The sequence below is a fragment of the Mesorhizobium loti genome (assembly GCF_003148495.1).
Taxonomy (GTDB): Bacteria; Pseudomonadota; Alphaproteobacteria; order Rhizobiales; family Rhizobiaceae; genus Mesorhizobium; species Mesorhizobium loti.
This window is the reverse complement of sequence record NZ_QGGH01000009.1, coordinates 174417-195725: the sequence shown is the minus strand read 5'-3', so window position 1 is coordinate 195725 and position 21309 is coordinate 174417. Positions and strand designations below refer to the sequence as shown.

At 62.6% G+C, this 21309-nt stretch carries 22 protein-coding genes; 8 read left to right on the top strand and 14 right to left on the bottom strand.

Annotation, left to right across the window (positions count from 1 at the left end):
- From C8D77_RS26855 to C8D77_RS26840, 4 genes are all read left to right on the top strand, one after another.
- Positions 1 to 196, top strand: a 196-nt coding sequence (locus C8D77_RS26855) for a universal stress protein (RefSeq protein WP_146211810.1), incomplete at its 5' end; no start/stop codon positions are given.
- 236 nt (positions 197 to 432) lie between these two features.
- On the top strand, positions 433 to 933 hold the full coding sequence (gene gpt / locus C8D77_RS26850) for a xanthine phosphoribosyltransferase (protein ID WP_057145797.1): 501 nt from the start codon (positions 433 to 435) through the stop codon (positions 931 to 933).
- A 211-nt stretch (positions 934 to 1144) separates the two neighbouring features.
- Entirely contained in the window at positions 1145 to 1633 is a 489-nt protein-coding gene (locus tag C8D77_RS26845; RefSeq protein WP_109669793.1) for an NUDIX hydrolase, read from the top strand.
- A 141-nt stretch (positions 1634 to 1774) separates the two neighbouring features.
- Positions 1775 to 2086, top strand: coding sequence for a PilZ domain-containing protein (locus C8D77_RS26840; protein WP_109669790.1), 312 nt, complete (start codon positions 1775 to 1777; stop codon positions 2084 to 2086).
- Positions 2087 to 2151: 65 nt separating this feature from the next.
- Here C8D77_RS26840 and C8D77_RS26835 read toward each other — a convergent pair whose 3' ends face one another.
- From C8D77_RS26835 to C8D77_RS26795, 9 genes are all read right to left on the bottom strand, one after another.
- Complete coding sequence (locus C8D77_RS26835) at positions 2152 to 2973, bottom strand: IclR family transcriptional regulator (protein ID WP_109669787.1); 822 nt, start codon at positions 2971 to 2973, stop codon at positions 2152 to 2154.
- Positions 2974 to 3027: 54 nt separating this feature from the next.
- The gene (locus tag C8D77_RS26830) at positions 3028 to 4239 is read right to left on the bottom strand and encodes an aminotransferase class V-fold PLP-dependent enzyme (RefSeq protein ID WP_109669784.1); all 1212 of its coding nucleotides are present in this window, start codon (positions 4237 to 4239) and stop codon (positions 3028 to 3030) included.
- Positions 4240 to 4248: 9 nt separating this feature from the next.
- On the bottom strand, positions 4249 to 4740 hold the full coding sequence (locus tag C8D77_RS26825; RefSeq protein WP_109669782.1) for a RidA family protein: 492 nt from the start codon (positions 4738 to 4740) through the stop codon (positions 4249 to 4251).
- On the bottom strand, positions 4737 to 5738 hold the full coding sequence (locus C8D77_RS26820; RefSeq protein ID WP_109669779.1) for an ABC transporter ATP-binding protein: 1002 nt from the start codon (positions 5736 to 5738) through the stop codon (positions 4737 to 4739). The genes C8D77_RS26825 and C8D77_RS26820 overlap by 4 nt, the downstream gene beginning before the upstream one ends.
- Complete coding sequence (locus C8D77_RS26815) at positions 5735 to 6754, bottom strand: ABC transporter ATP-binding protein (protein WP_109669845.1); 1020 nt, start codon at positions 6752 to 6754, stop codon at positions 5735 to 5737. The genes C8D77_RS26820 and C8D77_RS26815 overlap by 4 nt, the downstream gene beginning before the upstream one ends.
- Entirely contained in the window at positions 6751 to 7971 is a 1221-nt protein-coding gene (locus tag C8D77_RS26810) for an amidohydrolase/deacetylase family metallohydrolase (RefSeq protein WP_109669777.1), read from the bottom strand. Before C8D77_RS26810 ends, C8D77_RS26815 begins: the two co-directional genes overlap by 4 nt.
- A complete protein-coding gene (locus C8D77_RS26805; protein WP_109669775.1) occupies positions 7971 to 8834 on the bottom strand; it encodes an ABC transporter permease in 864 nt (287 codons plus the stop codon). Before C8D77_RS26805 ends, C8D77_RS26810 begins: the two co-directional genes overlap by 1 nt.
- Positions 8834 to 9775, bottom strand: a complete 942-nt coding sequence (locus C8D77_RS26800; RefSeq protein ID WP_109669772.1) for an ABC transporter permease — start codon at positions 9773 to 9775, stop codon at positions 8834 to 8836. Before C8D77_RS26800 ends, C8D77_RS26805 begins: the two co-directional genes overlap by 1 nt.
- Positions 9776 to 9862: 87 nt before the next feature.
- On the bottom strand, positions 9863 to 11401 hold the full coding sequence (locus C8D77_RS26795) for an ABC transporter substrate-binding protein (protein WP_109669770.1): 1539 nt from the start codon (positions 11399 to 11401) through the stop codon (positions 9863 to 9865).
- 850 nt (positions 11402 to 12251) lie between these two features.
- On the opposite strand from C8D77_RS26795, the gene C8D77_RS26785 reads away from it, so the two are divergent.
- Both C8D77_RS26785 and C8D77_RS26780 read left to right on the top strand, forming a co-directional pair.
- Positions 12252 to 16034, top strand: a complete 3783-nt coding sequence (locus C8D77_RS26785) for a vitamin B12-dependent ribonucleotide reductase (RefSeq protein ID WP_109669765.1) — start codon at positions 12252 to 12254, stop codon at positions 16032 to 16034.
- Positions 16035 to 16125: 91 nt separating this feature from the next.
- Complete coding sequence (locus C8D77_RS26780) at positions 16126 to 16503, top strand: VOC family protein (RefSeq protein ID WP_109669762.1); 378 nt, start codon at positions 16126 to 16128, stop codon at positions 16501 to 16503.
- On the opposite strand, the gene C8D77_RS26775 is transcribed toward C8D77_RS26780, so the two are convergent.
- Positions 16500 to 17114, bottom strand: a complete 615-nt coding sequence (locus tag C8D77_RS26775) for a hypothetical protein (protein ID WP_245951880.1) — start codon at positions 17112 to 17114, stop codon at positions 16500 to 16502. The genes C8D77_RS26780 and C8D77_RS26775 overlap by 4 nt on opposite strands.
- 4 nt (positions 17115 to 17118) lie before the next feature.
- Positions 17119 to 17640, bottom strand: coding sequence for a hypothetical protein (locus tag C8D77_RS26770; protein ID WP_109669757.1), 522 nt, complete (start codon positions 17638 to 17640; stop codon positions 17119 to 17121).
- A 194-nt stretch (positions 17641 to 17834) separates the two neighbouring features.
- Here C8D77_RS26770 and C8D77_RS26765 point away from each other — a divergent pair, with 194 nt between their 5' ends.
- Positions 17835 to 18167, top strand: a complete 333-nt coding sequence (locus tag C8D77_RS26765; RefSeq protein ID WP_245462856.1) for a hypothetical protein — start codon at positions 17835 to 17837, stop codon at positions 18165 to 18167.
- A gap of 14 nt (positions 18168 to 18181) precedes the next feature.
- On the opposite strand, the gene C8D77_RS26760 is transcribed toward C8D77_RS26765, so the two are convergent.
- From C8D77_RS26760 to C8D77_RS37710, 3 genes are all read right to left on the bottom strand, one after another.
- On the bottom strand, positions 18182 to 19147 hold the full coding sequence (locus tag C8D77_RS26760) for a DUF3592 domain-containing protein (RefSeq protein ID WP_245951879.1): 966 nt from the start codon (positions 19145 to 19147) through the stop codon (positions 18182 to 18184).
- A 322-nt stretch (positions 19148 to 19469) separates the two neighbouring features.
- Positions 19470 to 20078, bottom strand: a complete 609-nt coding sequence (locus C8D77_RS26755; protein WP_109669751.1) for a class I SAM-dependent DNA methyltransferase — start codon at positions 20076 to 20078, stop codon at positions 19470 to 19472.
- A gap of 42 nt (positions 20079 to 20120) precedes the next feature.
- Positions 20121 to 20288 carry a hypothetical protein gene (locus C8D77_RS37710; protein ID WP_170136820.1) on the bottom strand — a complete coding sequence of 56 codons (168 nt, stop codon included), beginning with the start codon at positions 20286 to 20288 and terminating at the stop codon, positions 20121 to 20123.
- A gap of 104 nt (positions 20289 to 20392) precedes the next feature.
- Here C8D77_RS37710 and C8D77_RS26750 point away from each other — a divergent pair, with 104 nt between their 5' ends.
- Complete coding sequence (locus tag C8D77_RS26750; RefSeq protein WP_109669749.1) at positions 20393 to 21304, top strand: LysR family transcriptional regulator; 912 nt, start codon at positions 20393 to 20395, stop codon at positions 21302 to 21304.
- Positions 21305 to 21309: the final 5 nt, after the last annotated feature.

Below are 21309 nucleotides of genomic sequence, written 5' to 3'. Positions count from 1 at the left end.
CACCGTGAGCGTCTCGGTGCAGCGTTCGGGCGGCAATTCGATCGATGACATCATCCAGACCAGGATCGCGGAGACCGGCGCCGACCTGCTGGTGCTCGGCGCCTACAGCCACTCATGGCTGCGCCAGCTTCTGTTCGGCGGCGTGACGCGCACGGTGCTGCGCACCGCGCCGGTGGCAGCCTTCCTGTCGCGCTGATGCCTGTCGCTCAAAAAATGGCTCCGGTTTTGAGACAACGACATGCATGCAAGCAGAGACTTGAGGCGCGTCGCATGAATCCGTTTCGACGCGACACGCTTTAAGTCCACAGCGATCTCTGAGGCCTGCCCTTGCCAAGGCCCCTGCTCTTGCCAAGACAGGGGCTTTCCGGCTAATTCCGCGCGCATTCCCCTGTTTTCTTGCGCGCGATCCCCGCGTGCTGCGGAGTGCGCGACATGTCCCTTCCCGAAAAAGCCTTTCCGGTCTCCTGGGACCAGTTCCATCGTGACGCCCGCGCGCTCGCCTGGCGGCTGGCCGGCGCCAACAAGGGGCAGTGGAAAGCGATCGTCTGCATCACGCGAGGCGGGCTGGTCCCCGCCGCGATCATCTCGCGTGAGCTTGGCATCCGCGTCATCGAAACCGTCTGCGTCGCCTCCTATCACGACTATACCAGCCAGGGGCAGCTGCAGGTCCTCAAAGAGATCACCCCAGCCCTGCTCGCCGAAGACGGCGCCGGCGTGCTGATCATCGACGACCTGACCGACACCGGCAAGACAGCGGGCATCGTGCGCGCGATGATGCCCAAGGCGCATTTCGCCACCGTCTACGCCAAGCCGAAAGGCCGGCCGCTGGTCGATACTTTCGTCACTGAAGTCAGCCAGGACACCTGGATCTATTTCCCGTGGGACATGGGCTTCACATACCAGAAGCCGATCGCCGACGACCACGCCGGCTGATTCGCCACAACCTGCCTGTTACATACCAGCAGCTTGCACCGGGCATGATTTGCTTTCGCAAACGGGCCTGGCAGGCCAGATATTTTGCGAAATCGACGTCTATTGGTGGAAATCGGCCAGACGAGTGAAATTTTTTACTTTTATTGCCGACAATTAGCCGTAAGATTCATGAGGCGGCAAACGATTCTGGAGGCTGGGGCTAGCTTCTCCGATGTTGACGAGGCCAACGACGCACAACCATCTGGTCGAAAGGGTCCGGCGACTCTTCGGCACCGCACCCTGTCGCCTACAGGTTGCCGCCCTGCCCTGGCGCGATACCGGGAACGGCGTCGAGATCATGCTGATCACCAGTCGCGATACCGGTCGCTGGGTTTTGCCCAAGGGCTGGCCAGAGGCCAGGGAGCCGCTCTGCGAGGCCGCGGCGCGCGAGGCCGGCGAGGAAGCCGGGCTGCGCGGCAGTGTCTCTCATCTCGAAGCCGGCCGTTACTTCTACGCCAAGGTACTGGCTTCCGGCGAAGAAGTGCCGTGCGAGGTCCTGGTGTTCCCGCTGCACGTCGACAAGATCGCCGACCGCTGGAAGGAAAAACACTCCCGCACCCGCAAATGGGTCAGTTCCAGCGAAGCGGTGCACATGATCAACGAACCTGATCTTTGCCAGATTATCGCCTATTTCTGCGCCGACCCGCACAGCTTTCCCTAAACGGGACATTGGATGGCCGCACCGCGCGCCCAAGTTGTAAACCAGTTCGGCTTGCAAGGCACGATACGCATTTGCGCATCAACGTGAATGCTTTGCTAAGGAATCAAAGGTAGGATTCGGCAGCTCTGGTATTTTTCAGCGATGTCGAACCCTGCAAATCCGATTCCGAACGTGTCCGACGAGCCCCAGCGCGAGCATCGTCCGCGTGTGCTCAAGGGCGGGTCAATCATTACCGGAATTTCGAATTCGGAAGTCGGTTGCACGCTGCGCAATCAGCACGAAAGTGGCGCCGAACTGAAGATACCGCTCGAAGCCCGGGTTCCAGATCACTTTCTTCTCTATGTGCCGCTCGACGGCATTGCCTATCGGTGCGAGGTCCGCTGGCGGCACAACGACCGTATCGGGGTGCAGTTCACCAGCACCGAGCCAAAACCCCGGCTGCATTACGGCTGATCCTGCCGGGACCTGGGGTTGGCAAGCCGACCACCAGCCAATCTCGAAAAACATCAAGCTAGCGGCTATGGCTGGCCGTTCCGCCAACCCAGACGCGTTTCAATACGCCCCGCGCTCAGTTTGACCAGCGCAGCCAGGTCCGGGTTCTTTTGTTTCAGCTTCAGATCGGGAACGACGATCGAGATCGTCGCGCGACAGGCTCCCAGATTGTCGCGGATCGGAGCGGCGATACAGGCGACTGAAAAATCGGATTCGCCGGCCTGGATCGACAGCCCCTGCGCCAGCGTCGCTGCGGATGCCTTGGCAAGCACATTCTTGTCGGTTTCGGCGCGCCCCGTCGGCGAGGCCGTCGCCGAGCGGGCGAAGATCTCCAGACGCTCGGCTTCCGGCAAATGACCGACCAACAGCCGGCCCGAGGCGGTCCAGTTGAGCGGCGTGCGCGTGCCGACGCGCGACGTCACCTGGAAATGATCCTTGCCCTCTTCCATGGCGAAGACGACCATGTGGTCGCCATCGCGACCACATATCTGGACGGTCTCTTTCGAATTCTGGGCCAGTTCATGCATTTCCTGCACCGCAACGTTGAGCAGGTCGAGGGTGCGGGCATAGGTCAAGCCATATTGATATAGCCGCGGCCCGAGCCACAACAGGCCGCCATCCTTGCGGTCCAGAAGCTCCTTCTCGACCATGTCGTCGACAATGACATAGATGGTCGACAGCGGTGCGCCGATATCGCGCGCGATCTCATAGGCGGTTGCAGGCCGTCCCTGCCGCTGCAGGCAATCCAGAATTTGCAACGCACGATCAATGCCGCTGGTACGCGACCGGCGCGGCTCTGTAGCGACCTTGGTGCTGCTCAGGTCTCGATCGGTTGTCATCGTTGCCATGAGGCCTCGGGGTTCATCGCGCATGGTTGTCACAGGGCAGTAGCATGGCGGCAGTCAATCCGGCCAGTTGAGGATTGCCGCCTCGCTGGTGAGGACGCGCTCGTTGAAAGGCGTCGCGATGATTTCATTCGACTTGCGCGCAATATCGAGTTCCTCGCCAAGCCGGGCAGCCACGACGAACTCTTCGTCCGGATGAAGGTTGCAGGGGTCGAGAAGGAAATAGCCATGCTCGACTTCGTGGTCGCGCACGATCACCGGCCGGTCGCCGGCGGCCAGACGATCGGCGAGATCCCATGCGGTGATGCGGGCCTGTGCCGGATCGATCGTAAGCTTCAGGCGGTCGAGCGGGTTGTTGGTCGGATCGGGCTCGATGCTGACATTGACGCCAGCCCGCCCTTCAAGCGTCTCTATCCAGCAATCGAGCGCCCTGCGTTCGCGGGCACGAATGGCGTCATGGTCACGCACCTTCCAGGCCTGAAGTGCCGCGAGCGCCCCGACGATGCCCTCCTTGCCCACCTTCATGCCACGGCCGATGCCGCGGTTCTGCAGGTAGACGTTGCGAACCCTTTCCTTCGGCCCTGCAACGATGCCGGAGGTCGGACCGCCAAGGAATTTGTGGCCGGAATAAAGGACGAGATCGGCGCCGGCTGCGAGAAAGCCGGTGAGATCATATTCCGACGCCGCATCGACGATGACAGGCACGCCACGCGCGTGCGCAACCTCGGCAAAGATCGCCAGCGGTATCTGGGCATAGTCGACCACATGATGCGAAACGACAAAGACCGCCGCCGCGGTGCGATCGGTGATGGCACCAGCCAGATGATAGGCCGAGGCGCTGGTCGCCTGGCCAACCGGGACGACCTTGGCGCCGGTCAGCCGGATCGCCTGTTCCACCGGCGCACCATAGGAGATCATGTGCCCGGACTGGATCAGCACCTCGTCTTTCAGGCCTGATGTGTCGGGCAGCCGCTCGATCGCCCAGAGGTTCGGCCCGGTCATGCAGGCAGCCACGGCAAGACTGATCGCCGCCGAACAGGAAGCCGTGATGAAGCCGGCTTCGGCGCCGGTCAATTGCGCAATGACGGCACTGGCACGCCGATGCAGGTCGCCCATTTCGACGAATTCGCCGAGGATGGCGGAGACGGCCTCGACCGCTTGCGGGACGACGATGGAGGCACCAAGCGAGGTCATCGTGCCGGACACGTTGATGACGGGCCTCAAGCCCAGCTGGCGGCGGATGTTGTCGGGTCTGTTGTGCTTGGTCATGTCCTGTCCTCAGTCGATCGCTATGACGGCTTCGATCTCGACGGTGATGCGGCCGGGCAAGGAGCCATGGCCTACCGCTGAACGCGCGTGGATACCGGCTTCCTGGAAAACATCGATAAGCAGGTCCGAACAGCCATTGATGACAGCCGGATGGTCGGCAAAGTCGGGTGTCGCGTTGACCATGCCGAACAGCTTGACCACACGCCGCACACGGCGCAAGTCGCCCAGGGCCGTGTGCATGACGGCGATCAGGTTAATGCCCGTCAGCCGGGCATGAGCATAGGCCTCGTCAATGGTGACGTCGGCGCCGACCTTGCCGGTATGGAGCCGGCCATCGGCTTCGCTCGGTCCCTGGCCGGACAGGAACAGCAGCTTTCCCTCCTGGACGTGGGTAACAAAATTGGCGATTGGCGACGGCGCCTCGGGCAACGTTATGCCAAGCGCCGAAAGCCGGCTGTAGGGCGTGCTGTCCGGATGCTTGAACAGCTCGGAAAAGGTCATTTCAAACTCCAGTCAGACATTTTTTCATTGTGGCGGATGCATGCCACGTGATGTCCGCCGCCGACAGGCTCGACCGGCGGCACGGTTTCAGCGCAGGCCGCGATCGCTTCCGGACAGCGGGTGCGGAAGACGCAGCCGGAAGGCGGATCGATCGGGCTTGGAATGTCGCCATGCAAAGGTATGTGCGAGCGGCGCCGCGTCGGGTCCGGCACTGGCGCTGTCGCCAGCAGGGCTTTCGTGTAGGGGTGGCGTGGCGCGGCATAGACAAGGCGGCTCGGGCCGCGCTCCATGACGCGGCCGAGATACATGACCACCACCTCGTCGCAGAGATATTCGACCACCGAGAGGTCATGCGCGATGAACAGCAGCGTCAGGCCAAGCTTTCTTTGCAAGTCGCCGAACAGATTGAGCACCTGTGCCTGCACCGAGACATCGAGCGCCGAAACCGGTTCGTCGGCGACGATGAATTGCGGCTCGACGGCGAGCGCGCGCGCGATGCCAATGCGCTGGCGCTGGCCGCCGGAGAATTCGTGCGGATAGCGGCTGGCGTGGTCAGGCGACAGCCCGACCAGCGTCAGCAGCTCGGCGACCCGCTCCGCCCGCTTTTTGCCGCGGGGAAAGCCGCGCGCGTCGAGCGCCTCGCCGATGATGGCGGCGACCCGCATACGGGGATTGAGGCTGGAAAACGGATCCTGGAAGACGATCTGCAACTTCTGCCGATAGGCGCGCATGTCGCGCGACGACAGTGAGAACAGGTCGACGCCGTCGAACAGCGCCTTGCCGCCCGTCGGTTCAACCAGCCGCAGCAAGGCCCGGCCGGCGGTGGTCTTGCCCGAACCGGACTCGCCGACAAGGCCGACAGTCGAGCCGCGCTGGACATCGAAACTGACATCCTCGACCGCATGCACGATGCGGCCGTTGCGCGCTGGAAAATGCTTGGTCAGACCCTGCACGCTGAGCAGCGGCTGCGCCTCGACGGTTTGGACAAGCGCGCTCATAGCTCGGCGCTCCTGATGCAGCGGGAAGCACCGTGCGGGCCTGCCGGCACGAGTGCGGGCGGTGCTGCCCGACACGGCGCTATGGCGAAATCGCAGCGCGGCTCGAAGGCACAACCTGGCGGCAGATTGGTGATCGGCGGCACGCTGCCAGGGATCGAATAGAGCGCACGGCGCTCGCCGGCGGCGTCGATGTCGCGGGCGGCGTTCGGCGTGCAGGCCAGCAGGCCCCTGGTGTAGGGATGGCGCTGATGCGCGAACAGATCGTTGACCGGCGCCTGTTCGACGACGCGGCCGCCATACATGACGACCACATCATGGGCGATTTCGGCGACGACACCGAGATTGTGGGTGATGAACAGGATCGACATACCCATCTCGGCCTGCAGCCGGCGCAGAAGGTCGAGGATCTGCGCCTGGATGGTGACGTCGAGCGCTGTGGTCGGCTCATCGGCGATCAGCAGAGACGGGCTGCACGACAGCGCCATGGCGATCATGACGCGCTGGCGCATGCCGCCGGACATCTGGTGCGGATAGTCGTCCAGACGCGATTCGGCGTCGGGGATTTCGACATGCTTCAGCATGGCGAGCGCGCGCTTGCGCGCTTCGCGACGATCGACCGGCTCATGCAACGCGATCATCTCGCCGATCTGGTCACCGACCGTGAACAGCGGGTTGAGACTGGTCATCGGCTCCTGAAAGATCATCGCGATCTCCGAGCCGCGCATTTTCCGAAACTGCTTCTGGCTGAAGCCGGCAAGATCGTGGACGCGCTCTTGCCTGTCGCGAAACAGGATGCTGCCGCCGGCAATCGCACCCGGCCGCGACAGAAGCCCCATGATGGAGAGGCTGGTGACGGATTTTCCCGAGCCGGATTCGCCGACCACCGCGAGTGTCTTGCCGCGCTTCAGATCGAAGGTCACGCCATCCACCGCCTTGGCCGTCAGCCGGCGCGTCACGAACCACGTCCGCAGATCGCGAACCGACAGGATGACGTCGCTGGCGAACGGCTCTGTCACGACTTCCACCCGCAATGCGGACAGGCGTGGGGGCCGCCCTCGCCTTGCCTGGGCATATGGCGATGAGCTGCAACGGCGTGGGCACCCAGAATGGCATGACGCGGTTCAAACAGCCGGTGCAGTGTGCTCGGCACGCCTTGGGAATCGCGCACGGTCAGATCGGCGTCGACAACATCGAACAGCGTAAACTCCGCCGCCTTGCCTTTGTCCAGCAAGCCGTCGGTCGGCAGGCGGATGGCGCGGCGCGGCGCGGTGGTCGAGGCCGCCACCACATCCTCGAATTTCATGCCGAGCGACAACAGCTTGGACATGGTGGTGGCCATGTCCCAGACCGACGTATCCAGCGAGCGGTTGTGGAGATCGGTCGAGATCGTTGCCGGTGGCAGGCCGCGCTCGAGGGCCGCCTTGGCGACATCGAAGGAGAAGGACGCGCCGCCGTGACCGACATCGAGCACGATGCCTCGCGCCGCCGCCTGTTCGGCCAGCAGGTAGAGATCGTCGTCCTCGATGATCGAGCCGCCGGCCTTGCCGTTGAAGCAATGGGTGACGATGTCGCCTTCGGTCAAAAGGCCGAGCACGTCGTCGTAGAGCGGCGGCGGCTCGCCGACATGCACCATAATGGGCAGCTTGAGGATGCGGCTGAGTTTCTTGGCCAACCGGACGGGCGTCAGATCCCAGCCGCCTGTTATGACATGGCTGGCGCGGACTTTCAGGCCAACGATGACGTCGCGGTTGGCCTCGACCGTGGCGATGACGCGGTCGAAATCGATCGAACGCATGTCGATCAGCTCGCTGACGCGGTTGCAGGCGACGAGGCCGATCGAACCGATGTTCAGGAAGGCGTAGACGTTCTCCTTGGCAGGTTCGATGATGAATTCACGAAAGCCATGGAAATTGGCCTCGCCGGCCGAGCCGGCATCGACCATCGTGGTCACGCCACGGGCCGCACCACACTGTTCAGGGCGCAGCGAGATGTCGGTGCCGCCATACCAGACATGGACATGGAGATCGGTCCAGCCGGGTGACAGAAACGCACCCTTGGCATCGACTGTGTTGACGCCCTCGCCCGCTGCAATCGCTGACGCGGTCTCGGCGATGCGGCCCTGCTCGTCGACCAGCACGTCGATCGGCTGATCGAAGCCGCCACCGAAACCGACGGGTCTGGCGCCCTTGATGAGCAGCGGCCGGTCGGCCTTTTGGAAACGATTGCCGAACATCAGATATCCTTTGCCAGACGGGGGTCGAGAAGATCGCGCAGGCCGTCGCCTACAAGCTGCAGCGACAGCACCGTGACGACGATGGCGGCGCCAGGGAACATCATGACCCAGGGCGCCTGATCCATGTATTGGCGACCGGTGGCGATCATGGTGCCCCAGGTCGGAATGTCGGGCGAAATGCCGACGCCGAGGAAGGATAGGCCGGCTTCCGCCAGGATGGCGTTGGCGAAGATGAAGGTGCCCTGCACCAAGAGCGGCGAGGTGACGTTGCGCAGCACGTGGCGGATCAGGATGATTGGCGTCGGCACGCCCAGCGCGCGCGCCGCCTCGACATAGGGAAGTTCGCGGATGACCAGCGTCGAAGCCCGCACGACGCGCGCAAGCCGCGGCGCATAGACGATGCCGAGCGCGATGACGAGATTGACCGCAGTCGCGCCGAGTGCGGCGACCAGCGCGATGGCGAGCAGGATATCCGGGAATGCCATCATCGCATCGATCAGCCGCGAGACCGGCGCATCGAGCCGCTTGAAGTAGCCCGATGTCAGCCCGAGGATGGTGCCGATGATCGACGAAAAAATAACCACGGCGAAGCCGACGCTGAGCGAGGTGCGCGCGGCATAGAGCATGCGGGTGAAGACATCGCGGCCGAGATCGTCGGTACCGAACAGATGGTCGAGGCTCGGCGGGTGCAGCCGGCTGGCGATGGAGAGTTTTGACGGCGCATAAGGAGCGATGACGGGCGCCAGGATAGCAGCCAGCACGATGATCACCAGCACGGCGATGCCGGCGGCCGATGTCGGCCGGCCCAGCAGCCGTGAAAGGATGTTGGGCTCGGAGTGGAGCGGGATCGAGATCGCGGCCATCAGTAGCGAACCCTGGGATCGACCGCGAGATACAGCATGTCGATGGCGAAATTGACCAGCACGTAAAGCCCGGCAATGACCAGCAGCGCGCCCTGGATGACGGGATAGTCGCGTCTCAGCACCGCCGAGACGACGAGGCTGCCGACGCCTGGCAAGCCGAACACCGTCTCGGTCACCACCGCTCCGGAAATGAGTAGGGCTGCGGTCAGGCCGATGACGGTGAGGATGGGGATCAGCGCATTCTTGAAGGCATGCTTCAGCACCACGCGCCATTCGCTCATGCCCTTGGAGCGTGCGGTGCGCACATAGTCGTCGTTGAGCACGTCGAGCATCGAGGCGCGGGTGAAGCGCGTGATCAGCGCCGAAGAGACGAGGCCGAGCGCCAGCGCCGGCAACACGAGATGGTTCAGCCTGTCGGCAAAGGATGCGCCCGGCCCGCCATAGCCTGACGTGTCGAACCAGCCGAGCTTCACGGCGAAGAACTGGATGAACAGCAGCCCCAGCCAGAAGCTCGGCACGCTGGCCGCGAACATGGCGATGGTGGTCGTTGCCTGATCGAAGACCGAACCACGCTTGTAGGCGGCCAGTATGCCGACCGGCAAGGCGATCAGCGTCGCGATCAGCAGCGAGAACACGGTGAGGAAGAAGGTCGGCTCGGCACGCTGCGCAAGTGCTGATGTGACCGGCTCGCCAAGGAAGATCGACTGACCGAAATCTCCTTGCACCACGCCAAGCACATAGCGTCCGAACTGTTCGAGAATCGAGCCGTCGAGCCCGAGCCTGGAGCGAAGTGCTGCGATGTCGGCGGCCGACGCGTCGGGGCCGAGCATCACCGCTGCCGGATCGCCTGGCGTCACGCGCACGATGACGAAGACGATGGTGACCACCAGCGCCATGACGACGATCATGCCGAAAAGTCTGTTGAGGATCGAGCGCAGCATCGGTTCAGCCTGTCCCTTCCACAATCCATCGAAACGGTCTTGTCGGGCGCCGGCAAAAGTCTGGCCGGCGCCCGGTTGCGGGAGGAACTACTTGCCTTCCAGATAGGCGTTCCAGAAATACGGCCATGGCGCCGGCGTCACGCCCTTGAGCGTCGGCGCCTGGGCGGCCAATGCGTTGAAGTCGCCGATCTTGACCGCCGGAACCTCGTCGAAGACCGCCTTTTGCACATCGGCGAACAGCGCGACGCGCTTGGTCGGATCGGACTCGGCATTGAAGGCGCCCAGCACCTGGTGCTTGCGGTCGGAAACCCACCAGCCCGGCGAGGAATCCGACATGATGCCGGTCAGCGAGGGCTCAGGCAGGAACGGGCTGTGGGTGATGTAGATGTCCCAGAGCGCCGGATCGGTGCGGTTCTTGGTCAATGTCGCCCATTCGACCACGTCGAGCTGAACCTGGAAACCGGCGGCCTTGAGATACTCCGCGGCAACCTGCGCCATCTTGTAGTGGAATTCGTACTGGCGGCTGGTGAGGATACGCAACGGCTTGCCGTCGTAACCGGCCTCTTTCAGCAGTGCGGCGGCGCCCTCGGTGTCGCCGTCGGGCTTGTAGGCTTCGACGCCGGCATCGGTGTGCCAGGCATAGCCTTCGGGATAGAGCGCGCCGTCGGCGGCGAAGAAATCCTTCGACCCGAAGGCGGCAAGCAGCATGTCGTTGGGCGCCAGTGCCGCCTGGATCGCCTTGCGGATGCGGATGTCGGCGTTCAGTCCCTGCTTGGTGTTGAGGACGAAAACCGGCCAGCCGAAGGGTTTCAGGATGACGGGCGCGGTCTTGCCGCCGGAAATCTTGTCGAACGATTCCACGGGCAGTGAATCTGCATAGGCGAACTGGCCGGCAACCGCACCTTCGACGCGGGTGTTGGCATCGGGGACCGGCACGAAACGGATTTCGTCGAGATATTGCTTTCTGGCACCGCCATAACCGTTTGGCTCGCCATCGCGCGACTTGTAGCCGTCGAAGCGGGCAAGCTGGATGAACTGGTCGGGCTTGCGGTCCTTCAGCATATAGGGGCCGGTGCCGACAAAACTGGTCAGCGGGTCCTGCCCTGCATTCTCGGAGGGAATGATGATGGCGGCGGCGTTGTTGAGCGACAACAGCGCCAGCAGTGGCGCGAATGGCTTCTTGAGGCTGATCTTGACCGTGCCGTCGTCGACCGCATCGACCGAGGCAATGACCTCGGCGGCCTGCTTGCCGCGCGTGGCGATTTTCATCCAGCGCTGCAGCGACGCGACGACGTCGGCCGAGTTCATGTCGCTGCCGTCATGGAACTTCACGCCGGTTCTGAGCTTGATGGTGTAGACGAGCCCGTCAGGTGAAATCTGCGGCATGTCGGCGGCGAGAAGCGGCGTGATGCCCCAATCCTTGTCGAAGGTGTAAAGCGTTTCGTAGATGTGCTGCGTGACGATGCCGACGAGATCGGCGGTCGACGCCATTGGATCGAGCGTCGGCGGTTCGCCGATCGTGGCCACATCGATGACGCCGCCCTTGGCGGGCTCAGCCCAGACATTGCCCGTCGCCGGCAGCATAAGCGCGGCGAGCGAAGCTGCGATTTGGAAAAAGCGCTTCATCTTGGTTCCCTTCGCATCTATTCCATATTTATGGAACTTATATCTTAGTTACGGACTAGTAGATGCATCGGCCCTTCGCAACGTCAAGTTTTTTCTCCCCGGGTTGCATCCGAATCCGGGAATCGATTTGCGCCGCCATTCCCGACCGATCGCCCATTTCACCGGCAGATTGACGTATCGCCGCGGAATTGGACCCCTGTGGCCAGCGCAGATGGCGGCAATCCAGGGCAAACGGCGGCTTGCCCAGGGGCAAACGGCGGCTTGCGATCATGCCAAAGCGAATTCCGCTCAGCCGGCTTTCTATCCCCGTTATCCACATATGTGACACACAAGATGTTGGGGTCACAAAAGCTACGCAAACGAATCCTTGACGGCGCAAAACGAGTCGCCTTTTATAGGCCATGCGCTCCTGTTGAGAGTGCGACCGGAAAGTTCTGAGCCCGGTCTTTTTCCCGGATTATGTGCGTTTTTGCCCGCATTTCCGCCTGTTTACGAGGCCGGCGGAAGCGTTGGGATTGTGGGGTGGTTGGGGACGATAGGGACAATTGTCGGACTGGAATAAATTGTCTGTTAATACTATATTTAGTGTTTGCAGGTAGGTTCGACGCTAGATAGTGTGAATTTCCCTCGAGCGAGGGAATCGGAAAAAATCAGTTTTGAGGGACCCGCGGGTTCGTCGGCGCGTTGGACATGCACTTCGCAAGGAGTTTGACCAGCAGGGCCGGTGGAGACTGCAAAATGGAGAGCCGGCCGTTTTCGAACGCCGGCAGACGGCGGACATGCGCGTTTCGCATTGGGGGCAGAAATCCCTGGGGAAAAGCGCTATATATAGACAAAAGGGACCGGACCAATGCGCATCGAGCGTCGTTTCACCAAGCCAGGACAATCTGCCTACGCGGAGATCGAATTCCGCAAGGCGCTTTCGGAGATCAAGAATCCGGATGGTTCGGTGGTGTTCCGCTTGGACAATATCGACGTGCCGGCGCAGTTCTCCCAGGTTGCCGCCGACATCCTGGCGCAGAAGTATTTCCGCAAGGCCGGTGTCCCCGCGCGCCTGAAGAAGATCGAAGAGAACGACGTCCCCTCCTTCCTGTGGCGCTCGGTCGCCGATGAGGCCGAGCTGGCCAAGCTGCCGGAAGCCGAGCGCTACGGCTCCGAGATCGACGCCCGCCAGGTCTTCGACCGGCTGGCCGGCACCTGGACCTATTGGGGCTGGAAGGGCGGCTACTTCAAGGCGTCGGAGGAAGACGCGCGCGCCTTCCGTGACGAGCTTGCCTATATGCTGGCCACCCAGCGCGTGGCGCCGAATTCGCCGCAATGGTTCAACACCGGCCTACATTGGGCCTATGGCATCGACGGCCCGAGCCAGGGCCACTTCTATGTCGACCCGTTCACCGGCAAGCTGACCAAGTCGAAGTCCTCCTATGAGCACCCGCAGCCGCATGCCTGCTTCATCCAGGGCGTGCAGGACGACCTCGTCAACGAGGGCGGCATCATGGACCTGTGGGTGCGTGAAGCGCGCCTGTTCAAATACGGCTCCGGCACCGGTTCCAACTTCTCGCTGCTGCGCGGCGAAGGTGAAAAGCTGTCGGGCGGCGGCCGCTCGTCGGGCCTGATGAGCTTCCTCAAGATCGGCGACCGCGCGGCGGGCGCCATCAAGTCGGGCGGCACGACGCGCCGCGCCGCGAAAATGGTCATTGTCGACGCCGACCACCCCGATATCGAGGAATTCATCGACTGGAAGGTCAATGAAGAGCAGAAGGTCGCCTCGCTGGTGACCGGCTCGAAGATCGTCAAGAAGCATCTCGAAGCGATCATGAAGGCCTGCGTCAACTGCGAAGGCAATGGCGACGACTGCTTCGATCCGGCCATCAACACCGCGCTGAAGCGCGAGATCAAGGCGGCCAAGAAGTCCGCCGTGCCGGAGAACTACATCTACCGCGTCATCCAGTTCGCCAAGCAGGGCTATTCGTCGATGTCGTTCAAGACCTACGACACCGACTGGGATTCGGATGCCTACCTGACAGTTTCGGGCCAGAACTCCAACAATTCGGTGTCGCTGAAGGACAATTTCCTGCGCGCCGTCGAGGACGACGCCGACTGGCACCTGACCGCCCGCAAGGACGGCAAGGTATTGAAGACACTGAAGGCCAGGGACCTGTGGGAAAAGATCGGCTACGCCGCCTGGGCTTCGGCCGATCCGGGCCTGCACTTCAACACGACGATGAACGACTGGCACACCTGCGCTTCCGCCGGTGCGATCCGGGCGTCCAACCCGTGCTCGGAATACATGTTCCTCGACGACACGGCCTGCAACCTGGCATCGATCAACCTGCTGCCCTACCGCAACGCCGACGGCACCATCGACATCGCTGCCTATGAGCACACGGTGCGGCTGTGGACCATCGTTCTCGAAATCTCGGTGATGATGGCGCAGTTCCCGTCGAAGGAGATCGCCAAGCAGTCCTACGAATACCGCACGCTCGGCCTCGGCTATGCCAACATCGGCGGCCTGCTGATGACGTCGGGCATTCCCTATGACTCCGACGAAGGCCGCGCGATCTGCGCCGCACTCACCGCCATCATGACCGGTGTCGCCTACGCCACTTCGGCCGAGATGGCTTCCGAGCTCGGCGCCTTCGCCGATTACGATCGCAATGCGCAAAACATGCTGCGCGTCATGCGCAACCATCGCCGTGCCGCCTATGGCGAGAAGCAGGGCTATGAGAAGCTGGCCGTAAACCCGGTGCCGCTGGTCGCTTCCGACCTGAAGCAGCAGGATCTCGCAACCCACGCCAAGGCTGCCTGGGACCGCGCCATCGAGCTCGGCGAGGAGCATGGCTATCGCAATGCGCAGGCAACCGTGATCGCGCCAACCGGCACGATCGGCCTGGTCATGGATTGCGACACCACCGGTATCGAGCCCGACTTCGCCCTGGTGAAGTTCAAGAAGCTGGCCGGCGGCGGCTACTTCAAGATCATTAACCGCGCCGTGCCGGAAGCGCTGCGCACGCTCGGCTACTCCGAAGCCCAGATCGGCGAGATGGAAGCCTATGCGGTCGGCCACGGCAACCTCAACCAGGCGCCGGCAATCAACCCCGGCGCGCTCAAGGCCAAGGGTTTCACCGACGAGAAGATCGCGGCGCTCAATGCAGCGCTGAAGTCGGCCTTCGACATCAAGTTCGTCTTCAACCAGTGGACGCTCGGCGCCGATTGGGTGAAGGAGACGTTTGGCTTCACCGACGAGCAGCTCAACGATTTCTCGTTCGAGATCCTGCCGGCGCTCGGCTTCTCCAGGAAGGACATCGAGGCCGCCAACATCCATGTCTGCGGTGCGATGACGCTGGAAGGCGCGCCCTTCCTCAAGGCCGAACACCTGGCCGTGTTCGACTGCGCCAGCCCGTGCGGCAAGATCGGCAAGCGCTCGCTGTCGATCAACAGCCACATCCAGATGATGGCGGCGGCACAGCCCTTCATCTCCGGCGCCATCTCCAAGACCATCAACATGCCCAACGATGCGACGGTGGAAGACGCCAAGGGCGCCTACATGCTGTCGTGGAAGCTGGCGCTGAAGGCCAACGCGCTCTACCGCGACGGCTCGAAGCTGTCGCAGCCGCTCAACTCCTCGCTGCTCGCCGATGGCGAGGACGATGAGGACGAAGCCCTCGAGCAGCTGATCGCCGCACCGGCGGCGGCGCGCGCCGCACAGATCACCGAGCGGATCGTCGAGCGCATCATCGAGCGCGTGTCGCGCGAGCAGGAAAAGCTGCCCGGCCGCCGCAAGGGCTACACCCAGAAGGCCAAGATCGGTGGCAACACCATCTTCCTGCGCACCGGCGAATATGACGATGGCCGTCTCGGCGAGATCTTCATCGACATGAACAAGGAAGGCGCGACCCTGCGTGGCCTTCTCAACAACTTCGCCATCGCCATCTCGCTCGGCCTGCAATACGGCGTGCCGCTCGACGAATATGTGCACGCCTTCACCTTCACCAAATTCGAGCCGGCCGGCATGGTGCAGGGCAACGATGCCATCAAGAGCGCGACGTCGATCCTCGACTACGTGTTCCGCGAACTGGCGATCTCCTATCTCGGCCGCAACGACCTCGCCCATGTCGACCAGTCAGACTTTTCCAACACCGCGCTTGGCCGTGGCATCAGCGAAGGCAAGACGGATGCGGTCTCCAAGGGCCTGACCCGTGGCGCCTCGCCGGTGAAGCTGGTGTCGCGCGTCAGCGGCAATGATCCGAAAGGCTTTGCGGCACCCTCGGGCGCCCCTGCCCGCTCGGTGCCGACAGCCTTCTCCGGCTCCAATGTGCTGGCGCTGAAACCCGCCAGCGACGAAGCGGTCGCCTACAAGCGCGACTATGAGGAGCGGGCGAAGGAACTGGCCGAGGACATCGCCTTCGAGGAAGCGGCGGGCTCTGCTTCCGACGCCACGGCGGGATTGTTCACCGACGCCGCGGCCGTTGAAGCGGCCGAAGCCAAGAAACTCGCCAACGACCGCCGCGCAAGGTCCCTGCTGCAGGGCTACACCGGCAATTCCTGCTCCGAGTGCCAGAACTTTACCATGGTGCGGAACGGGACTTGCGAGAAGTGCGACACGTGCGGCGCGACGAGCGGGTGCAGTTGAGGAAAACTTGCGTCGGCGCTAAAACGCGACATCATCGGCCCGATCGCAAGATCGGGCCGAAATGTTTAGGTGACATGTATCGGGCCAACACGTGATTGATCACATCACCATTGCTGTGAGCGACCTTGAGAAGAGCAAGCTCTTCTACGAAAGGGCTTTTGCACCCTTGGGATACAGCCTCTCCTTCGGCAAGGAGGGCGTGTTCTGGGCCTTTGATGTCGGCGCCGGCAGCCTGTTCGAGATCCAACAATCGGACAGCAAACCACCGCTGACACGTGTACACGTGGCTTTCCGGGTGAACAGCAAGGCAGACGTCGACGCGTTTTATCGAGTTGCTCTCGAGGCCGGCGGCACAGACAATGGCGTACCAGGCCCGCGCCCGGAATATACCGCGAACTACTACGCCTGCTTCGTTCTTGATCCCGATGGCTACAACATGGAAGCCATGCTCAATGAGCCTAGCGTCTAACTCGCAGGCAACACCTGCAGCGTCTGCTCGTCAAACAACGGCTCGTCCTGGCCGATGCGGACGAACAGCAGCTTGTGCCCCTCACCCGCAGGCACCTCGAAATACTGGATGCCGTCAGGCATTTCGCCCCAGTCGCCGCAGGGCGGCTCCGGAACCTCGTTGGGGTCGGCTAGCGCTTTCAGTTCTTTCGCGTAGGCAGCGTCCGGGCTGAATGTGTAGCGCTTGACGCCGGCGGGTACTGTGCCCTCGGTGTAAGGCGCCAGCACGCAGCGGGCGCTGACGGCCTTGTCGGTCTTTTGCAGGAACAGGCGCTGCAAGGCAGCTTCGGCGGTTTCGCCTGATATGATGTCGAAAACCTCGACAAGAGGATCGGCCGCGCCGCCATCGCTGTATTTGATGGCGAGCGCGTTGCCGGCGAATTCGAAATGGATCTGGCGGAAGCCGAAGTCGCAGCGCTGCGCCCAGGCGGCCAGCCCGACATTCTTGTCCGTCAGCCTTTCCCAGACGCATTTGTCGATGGGCGGGCGCGACGGCGACGGCGCGTCCGCGCGCGCCACGGTGATTATCGTCGCGGATGCAAACAGGGCGCTGGCCCAGATGATCGATCTCATGGCGCTATTCATCGCTGCATCCTGTCAAAGTGAAGGCATCCCACGCCGAGCCATCGGGATTGGCATTGGCGAAATCGGCTCCTTCGGTGAAGGCCACGCCGAAATCGGGCAAAAGCAGACCCTTCGGCGCGGGCGTCGCTTCGCGCGAATTCAGCTGCTCGGCGCCGCCACCGGTCAAGGCATAGACTTGGCCCATCCAAATCCTGCACAGCCCGCTGCCGTCCTGCAGCCCCGCTTCGCGGTCGTCGTCGGTACAGGCGTGGCGGATGGTGCCGAGCGGAAAAGAATTCCTGCCGTTGGTCCAGGTGATGTCGGCCGGCAGGCTTGTGCCGGCGTTGGGCACGCTCAGCGAAAACACCTGCGCCGTCAGCGCCGCCGGCTCGTTGGCGAGCGGCCGGAATTGCATGACCGCGCCCGAGCGCGGCTCGCGATAGGTGGCGTGGCTCAGCAGGCATTCTTTTGCGAAGGCCGCCTGCATCGGGCCGAGCAAGCCCAGGAAAACGAAGGCCAGTGTGCGGGTGATCATCAGATGTCTCTGGGAAAGCGTTGCCTGGGGCCGCACAGTCGCATCATCCGCGCGAAAGCATAAGCGAAATCCGGAACGGCTGGGTTTGTCCGCTCCTGGACGAAAACTTATCCTGTACCCACGGCGACAGCCTGTATGGTCGAGCACAGCGGCCCAGGAGACAGATGATGCGGCGTTTGGTGATGACGATGGCAATGTCCGCATTTGCGGGCGGCCCGGCACTGGCGGCGGCGCCCTATGTCGGGGCATGGTCCAGCGACCGGCTGAACTGCAGTGCGGCGGCCGACGTCCAACGCGAAACCGTCTTCACTGTAGACCAGGCTGCCCTGTCGCTTCCCGAGTTTGGCTGCGAGCACGCGACATTTCGCAAAAATCCGACCGGATGGGTGGTGCGGGCAAGCCAATGCTACGGCTCTGACCCGTCGCTCGAAGAGCCGTTCACGCGCGTCATTCATATCGTCAGGCACGGCGCCACGCTGCGGTTCACCTGGCCTGGTTTCGACAGCGGCCCCCTCGTCCGCTGCTGAATGCGTCCATCGCCTCAGAACAGCCCGACCAGAAACGCGGCGCCACCGAGAAAGCCTGCCGAGCAGACCCACAGCAACCACAGCCCGCGCACCCGGCATTCGAGCACCGCCGAGCCGGGGTTGGCGGGGTCATAGTGCACGTCGACCTTGCTGCCTTCGACATAGTCTCGTGCCTGGCCGCCGACGAGGCCGGGCAATGAAGCCGTCACGGTGGCGCCGAAGGTCACGCGATCGGCGCTGTAGCGCTGGCCGGCGACGCCATAGGAGTAGACGATGCGAGATTTGAAGACGGTGCGCCAGCGTCGATAGCCTGAATGGCTTCGAAGCGCCTGCAGGCCCGAGGACTCGATGCGACCGGCCGCGATCGGCCATTTTGCCGCCTGCTCCGCCAACGATTTCTGGGCGAAACCCATGCGCAGGATAAACAGACCCATGAACAGCAGCAGCGCTCCCGCGCCGAGGTTCTGCGGCTTGGGCAGATGCGGGCCGATCGCCTCCAGCACACCGCCGACGGAAAACACCAGCACCAGCGCGCCGACCACCAGTCCGGCCGAAAGCTGGACCATGAACTTGAAGGCGCCTTCGGGCATGGTGCGCTCGATCACGGCTTTGCTCGGAGCCGCCGGATCATAGAACACGGTCACCTCAGCACCGCGGGGAAACCGTGCAAGGGTCTCCTTGACTTCGAAATTCCCCAGATTCTCCTGCACGCTGTAGCGCGAACCGCGAAATGTCTTGCCGCCAACCTTGTATTCGAAGGTGATTGCCGGAAAATTGCGGATCTCGGTGGAATCGCTGCTGTCCGAACCGCTGCCAGAGCTGCGGACCTCGCGTGCCTCAACGCGCGAAGAGACGATCTTTCCCGGCGCCGGCAACCAGCGGCTGACCGCCTTCACTTCTCGCCATTTCAGAAAGGTGACGATCGACAGCCCGCCGGCGACCGCGCAGGCAAAGCCGACAAGCAGAATCTTGAGCTCCAACTCGTCTCCCCCCAGGAGTGCAGGAGCCTGCACATAGACAGCAAGGCCGCGGCAATGTCTCGTATATTCGAGAAGCCGCCTCTCCAGAAAGGAAAAGACCGTCTTCCGTTGATCTGGATCAACGCACATGCACCGCTCATGCTGTCTCCTCGACACTCATCGAAGGGAGAACGAGCGTGTCGACTTACGACCTCATGGTTATCACCGCAGTGCTAGTCTGTTTCGGGTCATTCTCTGCAGTCCTGGCCTATGCCACCCTCGATGAATCGCGTCGCCGGCCACGCAGATAAGAGCAGCGCAAACAGCAACAGTCCACGCCGCGTCATGCTGGCCTGACAGCCAGGAAGGTGCTCCATTCTTCGCGATCGCGGCCGACGTTGAAATCGTCCCTGATCAGGACCAGCCCGGCGCTTTCGAGACGGGCCGCGAAGTCGTCCCTGCGCCAGTAGACCGTATGATATTCGCCTGACGTCTCACCATCGCCGTTGCGCAGAGATACGAGAAAGGCGCCGCCTGGCCGCAGCGACCCGGCTATCTTGGCAAGGACCTGGTCGGTCTGGTCGCGCGGCACATGGATCAGGACGCACAGGGCCAGCACCGCGTCGTAGGGGCCGCCGAGATCATCGGTGAGGAGATCGAGGAGTTCGCCGCGCTTGCCGCGCGCGGCCTGCAGCTCGAGAAACCGCTTCGTCGCGTCGGTGCGCCGAACCTTGACGCCCAAACTCTCCAGAAAGTCCGCATCGTATCCCGCTCCGGACCCAACTTCCAGAATCCGGCCGCTGGTACCGGCGATCGCCACAAGGCGCTTCAGCGATGCCTGCTCCCTCTCGTTGGGAACATGCCTCACGATGGCATCGTACTGTTCCGCATAATCCTCATAAGCACTGATCGTTTGACGGCTCTTCGCCAGATCCTGCGATGACACGCTCATCTTTCCCTCCCTTGCATTCTAAGTCGGTCAAAGAGACTTGCCTCAGCGGATGCTGCCGTTGGGAACATGTCCGTCGAGCATGCCGATATCGCGCAGGAAGTGGTCCGACAGGCAACGGCGATCGAGCAGGCGGCGCGAACGGGGCCTGAACGGAGCGGTGAAGAGGTCGAGCATCGGACGACGAAGCGTGTTGTAGATGGTGGTGGTCATTGCCGTGTCCTTCCGGGTTCGAGTTGATGAACAGAGCATGCCAGCTTGCAGCCTTGGATTCCAATCGAACGTCGCGTATCATGCATCAGGAGGATTGATGCGTCATGAGTTGGGAGCTGCCGCCGCTAGGCGCTATCAGGGTGTTTGAGGCCGCAGCGCGGCTGGGCAGTTTCACCAAGGCCGCCGAAGAACTCGGTATGACCCAGTCGGCTGCCAGCTATCAGATCAAAGTGCTGGAAGAACGCGCCGGAACGCCGCTTTTCATAAGAAAAACAAGGCAGATCGCCCTGACCGAGGCTGGACAGCAGTTGGCGCCGCACGCAACGGGCGCGTTCTCTACCTTGGCGGATGCGTGGGTCGCAACCAAGGGTGGAGCGACAGGCGTGCTTTCCGTGACGACGATGGAAACATTCGCAACGAACTGGCTGGCGGTCTGGCTTGGAACATTCCAGCTGATGCATCCCGATCTTGCCGTGAAGGTGAATACATCGGCCCGGCTGGTCGATTTCACACGCGAGGATATGGACATCGGCATCAGGACAGGCACCGGAAAATGGCCCGGCCTGACAGCGCATTATCTGTTCAAGGCAGACTACACGCCAATGCTCAGCCCCAAGCTGGCCGAGAGCGTGGGCGGTATTCGCCACCCCGAGGATCTCTACAAGGTAGCGCTATGCTGTGCGACCGATCCCTGGTGGAAAATCTGGTTCGAAGCAGCCGGCGTGCCCTTCGATCCCGATCGCGTCATCGCGGGTCCAATGCTGGGTTCGCAGGCTTATGATGCGATGGCGGCACTGACCGATCAGGGCGCCGCGATCCTCACCCGCAACATCTACAGCGCCCTTTTGGCAAAGGGCCAGTTGATACAGCCGTTCGAAGTCCTCGGCTCCGACGGCGACGGCTATTGGCTGGTGCACCTGGAAAGCCGCCGCAACACGCCCAAGATCAAGGTGTTCCGGGACTGGGTTCTGGCCCAGACGGCGGATATCAGGGAGAGCGAAGCACGCCGGGCCTGACGGAC